At 34.8% G+C, this 19,685-nt stretch carries 14 protein-coding genes; 11 read left to right on the top strand and 3 right to left on the bottom strand.

The annotated features are described in order from the left end of the window. Positions 1-56: 56 nt before the first annotated feature. The 7 genes from tuf to recJ all read left to right on the top strand — a co-directional run bounded on the left by tuf (position 57) and on the right by recJ (position 7,675). A complete protein-coding gene (gene tuf / locus ACFFIT_RS05965; protein ID WP_385876468.1) occupies positions 57-1,241 on the top strand; it encodes an elongation factor Tu in 1,185 nt (394 codons plus the stop codon). A 144-nt stretch (positions 1,242-1,385) separates the two neighbouring features. Beyond that, positions 1,386-1,835 (top strand): preprotein translocase subunit SecE, encoded by a 450-nt coding sequence (secE, locus tag ACFFIT_RS05960; protein WP_385876735.1) that lies wholly within the window; start codon positions 1,386-1,388, stop codon positions 1,833-1,835. Position 1,836: 1 nt separating this feature from the next. Then, on the top strand, positions 1,837-2,382 hold the full coding sequence (nusG, locus tag ACFFIT_RS05955; protein ID WP_385876734.1) for a transcription termination/antitermination protein NusG: 546 nt from the start codon (positions 1,837-1,839) through the stop codon (positions 2,380-2,382). Positions 2,383-2,481: 99 nt separating this feature from the next. Next, positions 2,482-3,027 carry a dTDP-4-dehydrorhamnose 3,5-epimerase gene (gene rfbC, locus ACFFIT_RS05950; RefSeq protein WP_385876733.1) on the top strand — a complete coding sequence of 182 codons (546 nt, stop codon included), beginning with the start codon at positions 2,482-2,484 and terminating at the stop codon, positions 3,025-3,027. Between the two features lie 315 nt (positions 3,028-3,342). Continuing rightward, complete coding sequence (locus ACFFIT_RS05945) at positions 3,343-4,407, top strand: glycosyltransferase family 4 protein (RefSeq protein ID WP_385876732.1); 1,065 nt, start codon at positions 3,343-3,345, stop codon at positions 4,405-4,407. A 48-nt stretch (positions 4,408-4,455) separates the two neighbouring features. Then, entirely contained in the window at positions 4,456-5,796 is a 1,341-nt protein-coding gene (locus tag ACFFIT_RS05940; protein ID WP_385876731.1) for an O-antigen ligase family protein, read from the top strand. Positions 5,797-5,929: 133 nt separating this feature from the next. Further along, positions 5,930-7,675 (top strand): single-stranded-DNA-specific exonuclease RecJ, encoded by a 1,746-nt coding sequence (gene recJ, locus ACFFIT_RS05935; protein ID WP_385876730.1) that lies wholly within the window; start codon positions 5,930-5,932, stop codon positions 7,673-7,675. Between the two features lie 184 nt (positions 7,676-7,859). On the opposite strand, the gene secA is transcribed toward recJ, so the two are convergent. Beyond that, positions 7,860-10,571: a preprotein translocase subunit SecA gene (secA, locus tag ACFFIT_RS05930; protein WP_385876728.1), complete on the bottom strand. Its 2,712-nt coding sequence runs from the start codon at positions 10,569-10,571 to the stop codon at positions 7,860-7,862. A gap of 368 nt (positions 10,572-10,939) precedes the next feature. After that, a complete protein-coding gene (locus ACFFIT_RS05925) occupies positions 10,940-11,461 on the bottom strand; it encodes a hypothetical protein (RefSeq protein ID WP_385876727.1) in 522 nt (173 codons plus the stop codon). Between the two features lie 466 nt (positions 11,462-11,927). Between ACFFIT_RS05925 and zwf the strand changes: the two genes are divergently transcribed. Beyond that, entirely contained in the window at positions 11,928-13,397 is a 1,470-nt protein-coding gene (gene zwf, locus ACFFIT_RS05920; RefSeq protein ID WP_385876726.1) for a glucose-6-phosphate dehydrogenase, read from the top strand. Between the two features lie 267 nt (positions 13,398-13,664). On the opposite strand, the gene ACFFIT_RS05915 is transcribed toward zwf, so the two are convergent. Then, positions 13,665-14,807, bottom strand: a complete 1,143-nt coding sequence (locus ACFFIT_RS05915; RefSeq protein ID WP_385876725.1) for a porin — start codon at positions 14,805-14,807, stop codon at positions 13,665-13,667. Between the two features lie 1,028 nt (positions 14,808-15,835). Here ACFFIT_RS05915 and ilvD point away from each other — a divergent pair. From ilvD to ACFFIT_RS05900, 3 genes are read left to right on the top strand one after another with little or no spacing between them, the layout of a single operon-like run. Further along, positions 15,836-17,686 carry a dihydroxy-acid dehydratase gene (ilvD, locus tag ACFFIT_RS05910; protein ID WP_385876724.1) on the top strand — a complete coding sequence of 617 codons (1,851 nt, stop codon included), beginning with the start codon at positions 15,836-15,838 and terminating at the stop codon, positions 17,684-17,686. 2 nt (positions 17,687-17,688) lie between these two features. Then, on the top strand, positions 17,689-19,239 hold the full coding sequence (ilvA, locus tag ACFFIT_RS05905; RefSeq protein ID WP_385876723.1) for a threonine ammonia-lyase, biosynthetic: 1,551 nt from the start codon (positions 17,689-17,691) through the stop codon (positions 19,237-19,239). A 53-nt stretch (positions 19,240-19,292) separates the two neighbouring features. After that, a complete protein-coding gene (locus ACFFIT_RS05900) occupies positions 19,293-19,685 on the top strand; it encodes a sugar 3,4-ketoisomerase (protein WP_385876722.1) in 393 nt (130 codons plus the stop codon).

Raw genomic sequence — 19,685 nt, 5'->3', positions numbered from 1 at the left:
TTCAATTGCGCAATTTAAGCTAATTTATATTGCGCTACTTTAAGAGGAACACAGCCGTGTCTAAAGAAAAATTTGAACGTACGAAACCCCATTTAAACGTCGGAACTATCGGTCACGTTGACCATGGTAAAACAACGTTAACTGCTGCAATCACTACAGTTTTAGCTAAAACTTATGGTGGTCAAGCACGTGACTATAGCATGATTGACAATGCACCAGAAGAAAAAGCGCGTGGTATTACTATTAATACTTCTCACGTAGAATATGACACACCAACGCGTCACTATGCACACGTTGACTGCCCAGGACATGCTGACTATGTTAAAAACATGATCACAGGTGCTGCGCAAATGGATGGCGCTATCCTTGTTGTTGCTGCAACAGATGGTCCTATGCCACAAACTCGTGAGCATATCCTTTTAGGTCGTCAAGTAGGTGTACCTTACATTCTTGTTTTCTTAAACAAATGTGATATGGTTGATGATGAAGAATTATTAGAATTAGTTGAGATGGAAGTACGTGAATTACTTTCACAATACGAATTCCCTGGTGATGATACACCAGTTATTCGTGGTTCAGCACTTAAAGCACTAGAAGGCGTGCCTGAGTGGGAAGAAAAAATCATTGAGTTAGCACAAGCGTTAGACTCATACATTCCAGAGCCTGAGCGTGCTATTGACCGTCCATTCTTATTACCAATTGAGGACGTATTCTCAATCTCTGGTCGTGGTACAGTAGTAACAGGCCGTGTAGAGCGTGGAATTGTTAAAGTAGGTGAAGAAGTTGAAATCATCGGAATCATTGACACAGTTAAAACAACTTGTACTGGTGTTGAAATGTTCCGTAAATTACTTGACGAAGGTCGTGCTGGTGAAAACGTGGGTGTTTTATTACGTGGTACAAAACGTGATGACGTTCAACGTGGTCAAGTACTTGCTAAACCAGGTTCAATCTTACCTCACACTAAATTCGAATCAGAAGTTTACGTGTTAAGTAAAGATGAAGGTGGCCGTCATACGCCATTCTTCAAAGGTTACCGTCCTCAATTCTACTTCCGTACTACAGACGTAACAGGTGCAGTAGAATTACCAGAAGGTGTTGAAATGGTAATGCCTGGCGATAACATCAAAATGGTAGTTACTCTAATCGCTCCTATCGCGATGGATGACGGCTTACGTTTTGCTATCCGTGAAGGTGGCCGTACAGTAGGTGCAGGTGTTGTAGCGAAAGTTATTGCTTAATAACAGCGCATAAATAATTATTAGGGCAACTAATAAGTTGCCCTATTTCTTATACTGATTTATTATTCGAATATATATTTATTTAGCAAATTAAAATAATTGTATATTCTAATAATAAACGACAACTTAGGTGGTTAATATTCAATGAGCTCAAATGTAAAAAATACGGATAATGCCGTCAAACAAGATAAAAAAGCAAAAAAAGAAATCGCTAATCACGAAGCCAGTGTAGAGAGAAGTAATGATACGTTTAAGTGGTTAGGTGTTTTTATTTTAGCTGCAGCCGCTATAGTCGGTAATATCTATTTTAGAGACTATCAATATGTTTCGGTTCGTATTATTGCAGTCATTGCTGTTATGGCCCTCGCTGTAGGATTAGCATTGCTTACCACAAAAGGAAAATCATTTATTAATTTAGCTCGCGAGTCGAGAACTGAATTAAGAAAAGTCATTTGGCCTACAAGAAAAGAAGCAACACAAACAACAATGATTGTTGCTGCAATTACCATTCTAATTTCCCTAATCTTATGGGGACTAGATGGTATTCTAATTCGTCTAGTGACGCTAATAACTAAATTTGGTGTGGGAGTATAAAATGACTGCTGAAGTTAAAAAGAGATGGTATGTTATTCAAGCATTTTCTGGTTTTGAAGGCCGAGTTAAAGAATCTTTACATGAGCATATTAAATTAAATAATATGGAATATGCATTTGGTGAAATTTTAGTTCCAACAGAAGAAGTTGTGGAAATGAAAGGGGGCCAAAGACGTAAAAGTGAGCGTAAGTTTTTTCCAGGTTACGTGCTTGTACAGATGTCTATGGACGATGCGAGTTGGCATTTAGTCAAGAGTATCCCAAGAGTGATGGGGTTTATCGGTGGTACACCTGATAGACCTGCACCCATTTCAGACAAAGAAGCAGATGCCATATTAAATAGACTCCAAAAAGACGGAGATAAGCCACGTCCTAAGACTCTCTTTGAACCAGGTGAAACGGTTCGAGTTAATGAAGGTCCGTTTGCTGATTTTAATGGTACAGTCGAAGAAGTGGATTATGAAAAAAGCCGTCTAAAAGTTTCTGTATCAATATTTGGCCGCTCAACCCCAGTTGAATTAGCATTTGGTCAAGTAGAAAAGATGTAATATTTTAAAATTAACTTTGAGCCTGCAAAACTTGCGGGCTTTTTTTTTATAAAATGTATATAAATAGATGTAAATAATGTTGACTAGCTGGAGAAAAGAATGCAAATAGAAGCATTAGAAATAAATGATGTCAAATTAATAACACCCCAAATATTTGGCGATGAAAGGGGATTTTTTCTTGAAAGTTATAATCAAAAGCTATTTGAAGAAGCGATAGGTTATAAAGTTAGTTTTGTTCAGGATAATCATAGTAAGAGTGGTAAGGGAGTACTTAGAGGACTACATTATCAAATCAAAAATGCCCAAGGAAAATTAGTTAGGGTAGTCAAAGGTGAAGTATTCGATGTCGCTGTTGATTTAAGAAGAGCATCACCGACATTTGGCAAATGGGTTGGTTCTATTTTAAGTGAAAAAAATAAAAAATCTTTATGGATACCAGAAGGATTTGCCCATGGATTTGTGGTTTTAAGTGAATCAGCAGACTTTGTATATAAGACAACTAATTATTATTCGCCTGAATATGAAAGATGTATAACATGGGATGATGGTGAATTGCAAATTAATTGGCAATATGAGGGAATTCCAATACTATCAGAAAAAGATAAAAATGGAAAAAAATTCAAAGACTCAGAAATATTTGATTAAATCTACGTTTTAAAAGGGGAATTTTTAGTAAATAGTTACTAGTTAATAGAGCCTTATTAAGTCCACAAATTATTTAATTAAGTTCTAAAAATATACTGTAAAAAATAGGCTTTTGACTTAACAGCTGAATTGATTATCCTATATTTGATAACTAAAATATATTTCTTTGTGAATATTTGAAAGATTTACCATCAGATGTGTCAATATATAGAGTAAATTACTCAATTATACTGTAGATTAATTGGCTTAAAATAAAATTTTATTAATGCTCCGAATTAATTTATTGAATTTTATATCTTACAGGCAACCTAATAGATGAATATTGCTATCGTTGTAACAAAATTAACTCTATCTGGGGGAATGGAACGCTATTCACTAGATTTGATCAAAGGATTAAACGAAAAAGGGATTATGCCTTTTGTATTAACATCCAGATTTGATAAAAAACTATTATCTCTTGTCGATTTTAAACCTATAATAATCAATCGACCTAAAATATTAGGAAAATTAGGCATTCATTTTTTTAATTTTAAACTTAATTATTATAAACGTAAGTATCATATTGATTTACTAGTGGCTTGTAATAGAAATACTAGTTCGGAGATTGCAATTTGCGGTGGAACACATATTGGATTTTTAAAAGCGATTAATAAAAAACCAAAAATTTGGGATAAAATTGAAATAGCCTTAGAAAAACGTATGTATTCAAAAGCGAAATATATAATTGCACATTCTAATCTTATGGCTGCTGAACTAAAAGAATTATATAAAATTGAAGAATCTAAGGTAAAAGTAATTTATCCACCAATTAATAATAACGTATTTCATCCGATAAATGATGATGATAGAAAGTCAATAAGACAACAGAATAATTGGTCTGATGGCGATATTATTTTACTTTTTCCTTCATCAGGACACGAAAGAAAAGGGCTTCCATATATTATCTCAAGTATTAAAAAATCATCAAATAGAGACAAGATTAAACTTATAGTACTAGGTAAATATAATTCAAAGTATAAAGAGGATTTTGTATTATTCCATGATTTTAGAAGTGACATTGAGTCTTTGTATCAGGCTGCAGACTTTACTGTTCTTGCATCTGTTTATGAACCATTTGGCTTGGTCGGACCTGAATCTGTATTGTGCGCAACTCCATGTTTATTTTCAGAAAATATTGGTGCAACAGAAGTATTAAGTCATACAAGTTGCCATATTTTTTCGGTTACAAATGAGGAAAATAGTTTATGCAAGGTATTAGATAATCTTGAGCAACTAAGAATACGAATTGAAAATCAGAATAGCCACATTAGATACGACATAAGCCTATCCTCCCATTCGCAGAAATTAATTGAGTTATTATTCAATAAAAAAGTAAATTAACCAAAAAAATATAAATTATCATTTCTTTTTTTAGAAAGAGAATAAATCGTGAATATATTACAAAATCAAACAGTTCATAATCAGTTAAAATCAAATACTGCAATTAGCTTAATTACTCTTTTTAGTATTGCACTAGTTCCACTGCATACCAAAATTGCTAGTGCAAGTTTAATATTACTATCAGTATTTTTTGTATATCAAAGTGTTTTAGGTCACCTTAATGCTAAGATTTTAAAACCTATGCGGGAATTAACACGAAATAGCAGTATTATCTTATTTGAGCACATCGTAAAACTTTGGTTAGCTATTAATTTAGTGGCCTATGGGATGAAACTAATGATTCAGCTGTATCATGATGAATTTAATGACGTTTCATCATTTCATTCTAGAAATATAATTCTTGCGTTATTTATGTATGTTTGTTTCGTAAAATTTAGAGTAAATAATAATTTATTTATTTATTTGAAATATTTACCATATCCTATTTTTTCTCTTGGTATTGTGACATTTATCATAGGATATGTATTGTGGGGAAACATCAGTTTTGGCACCAATCAAATTCCTTGGGCTGCGGGAATATCAATTGTATCTCTTTCAATTCATATTTTGATGCTCCAAAATCTGAATAATAAATGGTGGCAATTATTAGGATGGTGCAATAGTCTGCTTATATTATTAACAATTTTTAATATTGGAGTTCGAGGATCTTATTTTTATATAGTTTGGTTAGCGTTTTTAATGATTAGTTCTCTTTTTGTAATTTACAGGAAAAAAATCACATTAAAATCCATTACTATAATTGTCATCATATTTTTTGGTTTGATCCTGTTGCTTTCTTTCTTTGGACAAGGAATTTTAAATAATGGACTTCAACGAATTGAAATGGCCATGGTTGAAATTAAAAAATTTATTGAGTTGGGCGCTAATGGGGCTAATACATCAGTTGGAGCAAGGCTCCATATGTGGTCGGAGAGCATACAATTTATTAAGACTGATTTTTGGTTAGGCCATGGAAAGGATACGACAGTCGAAATAATTAAAGAGATTGGAATGACCGCTAATTCTTCAATAATTAAAGGATTAAATCAAGTTCATAATGAATTTATTCAGGCAATTTTGACTTATGGTATTTTAGGTATTATCTCATTACTGCTTTATCCAGCTGCACTAATTTATTTTGCTTGGCTAATTAGAATTGACAAACCCTCAATTTCAATCTCACTGATAGGTGTGGTTTTTTTATTTTTAACCGCAGGTATGACTAATGCAAACACATACCATAACTATTTTGGAACAGCTTTTTCTATAAGCATTGGGCTTATCATGTCTTTATATTTGAGAAGTATTTTGTACTATAACCCGCGTTCTGGTAGTGAAACTAATTTATAACAATACTTAATAAATGCCGAAGAATAGTTTTACTGATAATTATTGTAAATAAATTTTCAGTTATCAAGCATATAGCTTAACTCAACGATAATAAAAGAAAAAAATGGATATAGTTCTCCGAAAGAATGTTTTTTTGGCTAATTTACATGGTGTTGAACATTGGGCTAATGTAGACAAAAATAGCATATTAAATGATTTTATTTTTAGTTTATACGAAGCAAGAGGCGATAATAGCAAGACATTATTACCTCTTCTAACAAATATTCACTCACCTAATTTGTTAGACTCATCTGAGCTAGCAGCATCTCTTTTAGCTGATGCAATAACAAACAATTTTCAAATCGCCGTAGTGGGTGATTTCGATGCTGATGGTGCGACAAGTACTGCACTGGCAATTCTTGCTCTTAACGCTTTTGGTGCAAAAAATGTTCGCTACCTTATTCCAAGTCGATTTAAAGATGGCTATGGGCTAACTCCGGGATTAGTTGATGAAGCATTTCGTTTAGGTACGAAATTAATTTTGACTGTAGACAATGGGGTAAGTGCATTTGATGGAATTGCTAGGGCTAAAGAACTAGGAATAAAAGTTATTGTTACCGATCACCATTTACCGCCTGATACATTACCCGAGCCGGATGTTATTATTAATCCCAATTTACAAACCAGCCATTTTCCATCTAAAAATTTAGCAGGTGTTGGTGTCTGTTTTTACTTGATGTTATCTCTTAGATCATTTTTACGTAATATTGGATACTTTGATAAAAATAACATTCCTGAGCCAAATCTGGCTTCTTTTTTAGATCTTGTTGCTTTAGGTACGGTGGCTGACTTGGTTTCGCTGGATGAAAATAACCGAATATTAGTTTTCCACGGGCTCCAAAGAATCAAAGCTGGTTTTTGTCGCCCAGGCATCGCTGCTTTACTACAAGTTGCTAAGAAGGATATGAACCGAATTGATGCAAGAGATTTAGGTTTTACGTTAGGACCAAGATTGAATGCCGCAGGGCGTTTAGATGATATGTCAGTCGGAGTTGAACTTTTAATATGTAATGATCCAAATCAAGCCATCGCTCTCGCTGAAGAGTTAGATGCATTAAATGAATCGCGTAAAGCAATTGAACAAGTAATGCAGTCAGAGGCATTAGTTCAATGCCAATCCATACTGCAGGATGATTTAGATAATCAATATGGTGTTAGCCTCTACCATGAAGAATGGCATCAAGGCATTATTGGATTAATTGCATCCAGAATAAAAGAAAAAATTGGACGGCCAGTATTTGCTTTTGCTCCATCGGATGAAAAAGATTTTTTAAAAGGGTCTGGTCGTTCTATCAGCGGAATACATTTAAGAGATATTTTGGAGGCTATGCAGACAAAACATCCCGGGTTAATGGAAAAATTTGGTGGACATGCTATGGCAGCTGGATTAACAATTAAAAAAGCACATTTCTTTCTTTTCAAGGATATATTTAATCAAATCTTAATTAATTCAGTTGATCCTTCTGTTTTTAAAGAAGAGATTATTATTGATGGCAAATTACCCAAAGTGCTATTTGATTTAGATGTTGCGAAAAAGATAAAATCCGCAGGACCATGGGGACAAGGATTCAATGAACCTATGTTTGAAGGAACATTTAAAGTCCTTAACCAAAAATTATTAAAAGATAAACATCTTAAATTAGTGCTTGAGCCAATTACATCTACTACTGATCTATTGCCAGGTATTTTGATTGATGCGATTGCATTTAATGTGGATAATACCATTTGGCCAGATAGGTCAGTTCATAAAATACATTCCGTATTTAAATTAGACATTAACTTCTATCGTGGCGAGGAAAATCTTCAGTTACTTATAGAATATTTGGAACCGGCCAAATAAATGGTTACTTTAACTAAATGGTTCAAAGTTAACTAATATAAGTAGAAACTGGATAAGATCCTAATAACTTTACTGTTACCATTAAACAATAAATATTAATATAGGATCTTAAACATATTACGATACAAAGCTTAATTAGACTTAATTGTTTAATAAGTACAGTAATATGTTTATGTTTCATTATTTAAATTTTACCATGGCACTGTTTGTATTTTTTTCCTGAGCCACAAGGACAAGGATCGTTTCGTCCCACTTTACCCTCTTCACCAACCATTAAAGGTTTATGGCTTTGCTGAGAATTTTGTTCACTTGCCATATCATGTGAAGTTTGTTGTTGCTTCATTAACGCTTCAGTGGCTTCTTTTTTTAAGGCTTCTACCGCTTCAACTTCTTCAGGGCGACTAACTTGTACTTTACTTAAAGTTGATACCACGTCAAACTTTAATGCCTCAAGCATAGACGAAAACATAGAAAAAGATTCCCTTTTATACTCTTGTTTAGGATCTTTTTGAGCATAGCCACGTAGATGTATACCTTGACGTAAATGATCCATAGAAGCCAAATGTTCACGCCAAAGATTATCTAGTGTACTTAACATGATACTGCGTTCATATTGTCTGATTGCATCAGCACCAACAATAGACTCTTTTTCTTGGTATTTTTCAATTAATGCAGCAAGGATTTTCTCAATCAATGCTTCATCGTCAAGCGTTTTATCTTCTTCAAGCCATTGGCTAATAGGAAGAACAATTCCAAAATCAGAGGCTAATTTTGATTCAAGTGTAGCTATATCCCACATTTCTTCAAGGGACTGAGGGGGAATATAAAAATGTACAACGCTTCTGATGACATCTTCTCTAATATTAGTGATAGTCTCGCTCACATCTTCTAAATCGAGTAAGTCGTTACGTTGGGTATAAATTGCGCGGCGCTGATCGTTGGCGACATCGTCAAACTCTAACAGCTGTTTACGGATATCAAAGTTACGACTCTCTACCTTACGCTGTGCATTTGCAATTGATTTGGCAATAAGTGGATGCTCTATTGATTCACCGTACTCCATGCCTAATTTTTTCATAAATCCGACCATTCTGTCAGAGGCAAAAATACGCATTAAATTATCTTCCATAGAGAGATAAAAATGTGATGAACCTTTATCCCCTTGACGACCAGCACGACCTCTTAGTTGGTTATCTATTCGGCGTGATTCATGACGTTCAGTACCTATTATATGTAACCCGCCGGATGCAAGGACCGCATCGTGCCTTACTTGCCAATCAGATTTAATTTTTTCAATTTCCACCTCAGTTGCTTCAGGGTATTTTGCTAATTCAACCTGCAAGCTGCCTCCAAGGACAATATCAGTACCACGTCCAGCCATATTAGTTGCAATAGTTACTGTACCAGGTTTACCAGCTTCAGCGATGATTTCTGCTTCCTGTGCATGAAATTTTGCATTGAGAACACTATGAGGTATTTTGGCTTTTTTCAAAGCGTTAGACACAAGTTCTGATTTTTCAATCGAAGCTGTACCGACTAAGATAGGTTGACCATTTGCTCGTCTTGTTTCAATATCTTTAATAATAGCAAGAATTTTTTCTTCTTCGGTCATATAGATTGAATCGGTAATATCAATCCTTGCCATCGGCCGATTAGTTGGAATGACTACGGTATCAAGTCCATATATTGATCTGAACTCAAATGCTTCTGTATCTGCTGTACCTGTCATACCCGCTAATTTTTCATAAAGGCGGAAATAGTTTTGGAATGTTATAGAGGCAAGCGTCTGGTTTTCATTTTGAATTTTAACACCCTCTTTAGCTTCTACTGCTTGGTGAAGCCCTTCAGACCAGCGTCTACCATCCATTGTACGTCCCGTGTGTTCATCAACAATAATAACTTGTCCATCTTTAACTATATAATCAACATCTTTGGCAAAAAGAACGTGTGCACGAAGGCCAGCCAAAACATGGTGCATAAGAATTAAATTACTTGGTGAATAGAGTGATTCCCCTTCGGCTAATATCCCTTCTTTTTCAAGTAATTCCTCGACTTTTACAAGACCTCTTTCAGTAAAATTAACCTGTTTAGATTTTTCATCTACTGAAAAATCTCCTTCACCTTGATACTCTTCACTGTCTTCTTTATCTTGGCGTATTAAGTGGGGAATAAGTGTATTAATTTTGATGTACATTTCAGAGCTATCTTGAGCAGGGCCTGAAATAATTAAAGGTGTTCTCGCTTCGTCTATTAAAATTGAGTCAACTTCATCGACTAACGCATAATAGAGATCGCGTTGGACTCTTTCAGATTTACTATACACCATGTTATCTCTAAGATAATCAAAGCCAAATTCGTTATTAGTTCCATAAGTAATATCAGCAGCATAGGCTGCGCGTTTGACTTGGGCGGGCATACCTGGAACATTGACCCCAACAGTAAGACCAAGGAACTCAAATAGTGGACGATTATTTTCTGCATCACGCTTGGCAAGATAATCATTAACCGTCACAATATGAACGCCTCTGCCTGTAAGAGCATTAAGGTATGCTGGAAGTGTAGCTGTAAGGGTTTTACCTTCACCTGTTCTCATTTCAGCTATAGAGCGAGTATTTAAGACCATTCCCCCTAGCATTTGAACATCAAAATGGCGCATTTTGAAAACACGGGTACTTGCTTCACGAACAACTGCATAAGCTTCAATGAGTAAATTATCTAAAGATTTACCAGCAGCTATTTTTTCTTTAAACTCAGTAGTTTTTGCTTTGAGTTCTTCATCAGTTAACGCTTGCATTTGTGATTCTAGTTGATTGATTTGTTCAACTGATTTTCTCATTTTGCGGATGAGGCGATCATTTTTACTACCAAAAATTTTTGTGAGCATTGCACCTAACATAAATACCTTCTTTTTATTGAGAGATCACAGTATTAGTCTATTTATTAGTCTATTGGTTTTTACTGTAATCAAGGATGTTATAAATAAAAATTGTTCGCATATTAAGAGATCTGTTTATTTACTGGTTTTCATTCAATAGAACGAAGATCCTTAAAATTGACTAAATTACTTGTTAAGCTTTGTCGGTGTCTCTATCTTTAGAAATTTATTCAATGAACAAGGAAATTCAAATAAATCTAAACATTACTTATCTAGTAAACACATGAAGTCAATAAAATTGCGTCAGCACTAATAGATTGAGAGTCATGTAATATCTAAAGTTCGTCACAATCATATTATAGACGTAACAAGTCAATTAAGAGGATGATTTAATACTGTGAGTTATTAGAGAAAAGGAGAGTTAACCAAGAGGCAACAGTAAAATAGATAACCCTAGGATGAGATGAGAATTGAGCAGAGCTAAATGAAGAAATAGCCCCACTTTGATAAAAATTAATAGAAAAATAATGTGCTATTTTAGCTTGGATTTGATTGTTTGTATTTAGATAATAGACATGTCGACTATCTAATGGTTTACGGCTCAAGGCACTATTTGAGTAATTTTCGACTGAGGGGTTATGTTTAAAAGAAGAATGAATTCCCAACAATTCATTTAAAATGAGGTTAGAGGTAAAAGCTTGGATTAAATCCGTAAAAGAATATTTTTTTGATGGGTAGGGCTGAGATTTACCAGGAACAGTTTGGATGCTGCTATCGTTCATCAAACTAACGGCAACAGGCAAAGAGATGCCTGCGGTAAGCAATGCAATAAAAAGATAGGGCGATACGCATAACCAACGTAATTGCTTATTAGCCGTTTTTTGATTGCAATTTAAAATGCTTACTTGCATTGGTGCAGTACCACCTTTCACGTAAAAAGTATGTATTTAAGCAATTAATCAATAGTTGACTAATTAACTAGATAGTTTGAATTTCGTTTATGTTCTTGAGTATTTTTGAAAAACCGACTCTATATGAAGTGAAGCTGGTTTTAAGCTTCTATTTATTGCTTAATTAAAGTATATCAGAAATGTTTAATTAACTCAGCAAAGATTGCTAGTTTTTTAGTTTACAAGATTTGTAGTTCATAGTGTTTAATCGAATAGAAATTTTTTAGGTTTTAACTATTTGTCAAAAAAAATTAATTCCTGTATAAATGCATGGTAAAATTCAACAATAATATTTTTTAGATAACAGAGTTAACAAAAACGAATCTACACATTTTGCTTGATTGTGACTTAGCGTTATTATCTAGCTTTATTTATTGTTTTTTCAATTATTTTATATACTTAAAACCATCAAATATCTGGAGTAAATATGACTGATAATTCCGTCGCTCAGGCCTGTGATCTGGTGATTTTTGGCGCGAAAGGGGATCTTTCTCGTAGAAAATTATTACCCTCTTTATATCAATTAGAAAAAGCAGGCTATATTCATCCTGAAACACGAATTATTGGTGTAGGCAGAGCGAATTGGAGTGGCGATGACTTTAAAGCTTTTCTTAAAGAAGCTTTAGCTATTTTTGTTAAAAATTTTGATGAGTCAATATGGCAATCACTTTCAAATCGTTTAGATTTTTGTAATCTTGATGTAAATGAGACGGACAATTTCACTAAACTAGGCAAAATGTTAGATCAAAAAAATAGAATAACAATTAATTATTTTGCTATGCCGCCCACAACATTTGGGGCTATTTGTAAAGGTTTAGGCAAGGCCAAATTGAATTTTGAGCCAGCGCGTGTTGTTATGGAAAAACCATTAGGAACAAATCTTGCTTCCTCTATCCAGATTAACGATCAAGTTGCTGAATATTTTACCGAAAAACAGGTTTATAGAATAGATCACTATTTGGGTAAGGAAACCGTGCTGAATCTTTTAGCCCTACGATTCGCCAATCCCTTATTTGCGAATAATTGGGATAATAAGACTATTGATCATGTGCAGATAACAGTCTCAGAAGAAGTGGGCATTGAAGGGCGCTGGGGATATTTCGATCAAGCCGGTCAAATGCGAGATATGGTCCAAAACCATTTACTGCAAATATTGACTATGATAGCTATGACTCCTCCTGCGGACTTAACCGCTGACAGAATTCGGGATGAGAAAGTGAAGGTATTACGTTCATTAAGACGAATTGATAGAACGAATGTGCATGAAAACACGGTTCGAGGTCAATATACTGCTGGTTTTGTACAAGGTAAAAAAGTACCAGGATACTTAGAAGAAGAGGGCGCTAACACCAAAAGTGATACGGAAACTTTCGTTTCTATCCGTGTAGATATTGATAATTGGCGTTGGGCTGGTGTACCATTTTATTTACGCACAGGTAAGCGCTTACCTGCTAAAGCATCTGAAGTGGTTATTTACTTTAAAAATCCGGCACTTAATTTATTCAGCGATTCTTACCAACAGCTCCCCCCAAATAAATTAATTATCCGCTTGCAGCCAGATGAAGGAATCGAAATTCAAATTCTAAATAAGATCCCTGGATTAGAGCATAAACACCGATTGCAAACCACTAAACTGGATTTGAGTTTTTCCGAAACCTTCCATCAAGAACATATTGCTGATGCGTATGAGCGTCTATTATTAGAGACCATGCGTGGAATCCAAGCGCTATTTGTCAGACGTGATGAAGTGGAAGAAGCTTGGAAATGGGTTGATTCTATTATGGATGCATGGAAAGCGGAAAATGAGTCAGCTAAGCATTATCAGGCTGGGACATGGGGACCAGTTGCTTCTGTGGCTATGATAGCAAGAGATGGGCGTTCTTGGAATGAAGAGTAAAATTCTTTAGCTTAAATGAAAAGGTTGGTAATTATGATTAGCTGTACATGAACATTTTTGATTTACTTATCAACCATGAAGAGTTGAAGCTTAATTAAGAGAAACATAAATATCATATCTGTGTCTCTATAACTACTTCATTCAAAATGCTTATTTTTTTATCTATATAACTAAGATGAGAAAATAATAGGGCAGCTCAGCGCTGCCTTATTATTGAATAAACCAAGTAGAAGTATTTGAAATATTAGGATATTTCAAATGTAAAAATTAGAACGTATAGGTTAATCTCATCTCAATTTGATCGTCTGTAGCAATTTGCGCATTTTGACTAAACTGAGCATCTTTATCGACTAAATTGATTTTGTAGCCTGCAGCCATGTCCATGTTTTTATTGAAGTCATATTTTGCACCAATAGAAACATATTTTTGGAGATTGGCATTAGTTGGGCTGTCAACACCAGCGCCATTTGACGTTAAATGACGTGCTCGTAATTGATTATATGCAATGCTTGGCGTTAATCCAAAATCAAAGTGGTAGTTTGCTACCGCTTCAAAGCCACGTGTTTTAGGTGCAAATTCTTCAAGGCCATTGTAACCTATTACAGGTAACATATTATTTGATTGTGCCCAGCTCAAACCTACATAAATGTTGTTTGCATCATAGTTTGCAGCTATACCCCACATTTCAGCATTTTTACTAGAATTATTTCCGAATGCTTTTTGATCTGAAGTTCTGTCACTGTGCGCATAGGTAGCACCTAAACCTAATCCAGATTGATCATGGTGATATGTCGATGCGATAGCAAAGCCGTTACCATGCTGTTTATAAAGATCTTTACCTGCATCAGCAGAAGTATCCTCTGCTTGGTATTGAAGATAGAAATCCAACCCTTTTACTGTTTCAAAGAAATCATGGTTAGTATAAGTAGCAACACTTGAAGCTCTGTCAGTTAAGAAAATATCTGTGTCTCCACCAAAGCCATCACCACCAAACACAGCCGCTTGGTCAGTAAAATCACGGATATGTCTTATGACACCGTAGTTACGGCCAAAGTCTAATGAGCCCATGTTCGCATATTTAAGACCTGCATATGCTAAACGAGTTTCATCTTCTTCAGCAGAACCGGCTGCAAACTGATATTCAAAGATACCATACCCAGTTAACTGACTATTAATTTGAGTTTCACCTATGAATCCTAATCTAGCGACAGTTTTATCCTCATTGACATGTTTATCAACACTTTGATTAGGTGCAGTAGGTGTTTTTTTATCTCTAAAATTGTATTTAGCCTCAACCATACCTTTTAATTGTATTTTATTTCCGTCTTTGTTGTAGATTTCAGCCGCATTTGCTGCAGAACTTACTAATAAAGATGTGATAGCAACTGCTAATATTTTACGATTAAACATAATCTATTCTTCCATGTAGTATTAAATAGTTTCTATTTGCTTAATGTACTGTTTTAAAAATTAGTTTTATAAAACAAAATCAGGCAAATAAACCAATAAAAAAAGAGGAGAAACCACTTTTTTTTATTACAAAGCAACTTAACTCATTTAAGTTGTGCATATATTGTTTAACGCTTCGACTTGAGTGTCAAATATTTGAAATGAAATTTTTGTTACATTTTGAGAAAAGCTTTAAAAAAAAGATATTGATTTTAATTGATTTTTTAGGTTTGGTGGAAAGCGTGCTGAACACATTAAGTTTCACTTTAGGCTTATTCAAAATATTATATAGACTTAAGTTGACGAAAATACATCAAAAACTTAACAAAACATTGGGAACTTTTTTAAAATAAAGCAAAATTTAGCAGACAGTTATAAATTTAGTCTAATTTTTTTCTGCCACATAATTTGATGAAATTTCATCTGGCTTTTCTATTAAACTCTTGGTAATTGTATGAGTTTGAGTGGGACTATTATACCCAATGGAAATAATAATGCAGGTTTTACTAATGCTAAACACTCACAGAATGGGCATTAGGATAATATCCGTACCTGCAACTTAAAGTGGCTTTAGCATAAAATCTATATGCCAATTTCAAAATCATATGTATCCAGTCACTAGGTCTGATTATAGTGTAAGAATGTGATTGTTAATCACTTATGAGTTAGTTATCAAAAGCACATTTCTAAATCACCTCTTAAAGGTCTAAAACAAACATAGCTAAGTTATTCCGATGATATTTTCAAATGCACAGGTACAATCAATCTAGCATTGGTGTGGATGATTTACATCGAATAGTGATTATTTAGAATGATAAAATTAATTGGGGTATTAATTTATTTTCTATTCTATGCAACTACGCCTTAATTTGTTATTATATTTAGATAAGTTTTTACCTAAATTACTGATACAGATATTTTAGAATAAATGTGATTTTATTTAGTCACATAGATAACATAACAATATATTTTACTAATGGAGTGATGACATGCCAGTTTATCGTTCAGCAACAACTACTCATGGCCGCAATATGGCTGGTGCTCGCGCTTTATGGCGTGCAACAGGAATGACTGATGATGATTTTGGTAAACCTATCATTGCAGTAGTAAATTCTTTTACTCAATTTGTACCAGGTCACGTGCATCTAAGAGATTTAGGTAAGCTAGTAGCAAGTGAAATTGAAGCTGCTGGTGGCGTGGCTAAAGAATTTAATACGATTGCTGTTGATGATGGTATTGCCATGGGACATGGTGGAATGCTTTACTCGCTTCCCTCTAGAGAGCTTATTGCTGACTCTGTGGAATATATGGTTAATGCGCATTGTGCAGATGCAATGGTATGTATTTCAAACTGCGATAAAATCACTCCTGGGATGCTAATGGCAGCAATGAGATTAAATATTCCTGTAATTTTTGTTTCTGGTGGACCTATGGAAGCCGGAAAAACAAAACTCTCTGATAAAATAATTAAACTCGATCTAGTTGATGCAATGATGCAAAGCGCTAATCCTAATGTTAGTGATGAAGACAGTAACGCCATAGAACGTTCTGCTTGTCCAACATGTGGATCTTGCTCTGGAATGTTTACTGCTAATTCTATGAACTGTCTCACAGAAGCATTAGGTTTATCACAACCAGGTAATGGTTCAATGCTCGCGACTCATGCTGATAGAAAATCATTGTTTATTAATGCAGGAAAGAGAATAGTTGAATTAACTAAGCGTTATTATGAAGAAAACGATCTGACTGCGTTGCCTAGAACTATTGCTACGAAGGCTGCATTTGAAAATGCTATGGCCTTGGATATCGCGATGGGAGGATCGACTAATACGGTTCTTCATTTACTCGCTGCCGCTCAAGAAGGTGACGTTGATTTTACCATGGAAGATATTGATAGAATGTCTAGAAAAGTACCACATTTGTGTAAAGTGGCACCAAGTACACAGTTATATCATATGGAAGATGTACACAGAGCTGGTGGGGTGATGGGAATACTTGGTGAATTGGATAGGGCAGGCCTATTAGATACTAATGTTCACACTGTACTAGGAACAACCATGGCTGAACAACTGAAAGCCTATGATATAAAATTAACGCAAGATGAGCATATTAAATCTTTCTTTAGAGCGGGCCCAGCAGGAATTAGAACTACAGAAGCATTTTCGCAAGATTGTAGATTCGATACATTGGATGATGATAGACAAAATGGTTGTATTCGCGAAAAACAATATGCTTATAGTCAAGATGGTGGACTTGCTGTTCTAGCAGGTAATTTAGCTGATGCTGGTTGTATAGTTAAAACCGCAGGCGTAGATGAAGAAATTCTTAAATTTAAAGGGCCAGCTAAAGTCTATGAAAGCCAAGATGATGCTGTCAAAGCTATCTTAGGGGGAGAGGTTATAGCAGGTGATGTTGTTGTTATCCGCTATGAAGGACCCAAAGGTGGGCCTGGAATGCAAGAAATGCTTTATCCTACAACATATATAAAATCTATGGGCTTAGGTAAAGCATGCGCTCTTATTACAGATGGCCGTTTCTCTGGTGGTACATCGGGATTATCCATTGGTCATGTCTCTCCAGAGGCTGCTAGCGGTGGAAATATAGCTCTTGTCAAAGAGGGGGATATTATAGAAATTGATATCCCAAACCGTACAATTAATTTAGCCATTAGTGACGATGAACTAACGGAACGTCGCAATGCAGAAATTGCAAAAGGCGAAAATGCTTGGAAGCCAGCGAGCCGCCAACGTGAAGTTTCCTTTGCTCTGAAAGCTTATGCTTCTCTTGCAACAAGTGCGGATAAAGGTGCCGTGCGTGATAAATCAAAACTTGGAGGCTAGTTTTGGCTAAGCAAGAGCGATTAGGTGATAAACCGACACCAGAAGAGTACTTAAGAGCGATAATATGTGCTCCTATTTATGAAGTGGCGAAAAAAACTGAACTTCAAGAAATGCCTAAGCTTTCAGAAAGATTAGGCAATACAATCCTTGTGAAAAGAGAAGATAACCAGCCTGTGCATAGTTTCAAAATTCGCGGTGCTTATGCCATGATGTCGCAGCTAAGTGATGAAGAGAAAGCCCGTGGTATTATTACCGCATCTGCTGGTAATCATGCCCAAGGTGTGGCTCTTGCAGGTAAAAATTTAGGCCTTAAGCCTATTATTGTAATGCCTAAAGTCACTCCTGATATTAAAATTGATGCAGTAAAAAACTTTGGGGGTAAAGTCGTATTACATGGTGCTAACTTTGATGAAGCTAAAGCATATGCAATAGAAAAAGCACAAAAAGACCAAATGACATTTGTTCCACCCTTTGATAGTCCAGCTGTGATAGCAGGCCAAGGAACAATAGGCCTTGAGTTGATTCAGCAATATGCTCACTTAGATATGATTTTCGTGCCAGTAGGCGGCGGTGGGCTAGCGGCAGGTGTCTCTGTTTTAATAAAGCAACTAATGCCACATATTAAAGTGATTGGGGTTGAGCCAAAAGATGCTGCATGTCTCAAAGCTGCTTTCGATGCTAATCAACCAACCACATTGGAAAGAGTCAGCCTCTTTGCTGAGGGTGTGGCAGTAAAACGCATTGGTGATGAAACTTTTCGGTTATGCAAAGAATTTTTGGATGATGTTACATTAGTTGATAGTGATGAAATATGCGCAGCATTAAAAGACATTTTTGACGATGTCAGAGCAGTTGGTGAACCTTCAGGCGCATTAGCACTAGCTGGATTAAAAAAATATGTTCAACAAAATAATATAACAAAAAAAAATCTTGTCCATGTTTTATCTGGCGCAAACATGAACTTTCATACGCTTAGATACGTCTCTGAACGAGCAGAAATTGGTGAGCAAAGAGAGGCGTTATTTGTGGTAACTATTCCTGAAGAAAAAGGAAGTTTTCTTAGATTTTGCAAAATTTTAGGTAATAGATCTGTAACTGAGTTTAGTTACCGTTATTCAAAATTAGCTAAAGATCAAAAGAATGATGCAAAAATATTCGTTGGTATTAGATTAATGAATGGATTGACTGAGAAAAATGAAATTTTAAATTTGTTCACAAAAAATAACCTTAATGCTACTGATTTATCTAATAATGATATGACTAAAACTCATTTAAGATATATGATGGGGGGTAGGGTTAATCAAAAGATAAAAGAAAAGATTTTTAGTTTTGAATTTCCTGAGGCATCAGGGGCTTTAGTTTTATTCTTGGAAACATTAGGATCTTCTTGTAATATTACATTATTCCACTATCGCAGTCATGGTGCGGATTACGGTAGAGTATTATGCGGTTTTGAAAATAAAGATGAAGACATAGATATGTATTTAAGCAAAATAGGTTATTCTTATCGTGAAGAAACCCAAAATATTGCATTAGAATTTTTCGTAAAATAAAACATATCAATTAAATATGTTTACTTTAATTATAGTTTTAGATAGGTGAAATTATGCGAATTGAATTAATTCAATTACAAAAGCTTGGAGACGAGCGAGGATCATTAGTAGCAATAGAGTATGATAAAAATATCCCTTTTGAAATAAAACGAGTTTATTATTTATTCAATACTAAGCTAGGTGTAATGAGAGGATCTCATGCACATAAATCACTACAGCAAGTTGCAATCGCTTTGTCTGGAAGTTGTAAATTTATATTAGATGATGGTAAAGAAAGAGTAGAGATACTTCTTGATAATCCGTCACAAGGTCTCTATATAGGACCTGGAATGTGGCGTGAAATGTATGATTTTTCACCAGATTGTATTTTATTGGTTTTAGCAGATCAAGTTTATGAGGAAAACGATTATATTCGTATTTATCAAGAATTTATAGAAGGTATTTGA

Source organism: Thorsellia kenyensis, from assembly GCF_042432445.1.
GTDB classification, from domain to species: domain Bacteria; phylum Pseudomonadota; class Gammaproteobacteria; order Enterobacterales; family Thorselliaceae; genus Thorsellia; species Thorsellia kenyensis.
Note: the sequence above shows the minus strand (reverse complement) of the source record. Positions and strands in the feature narration are given on the sequence as shown.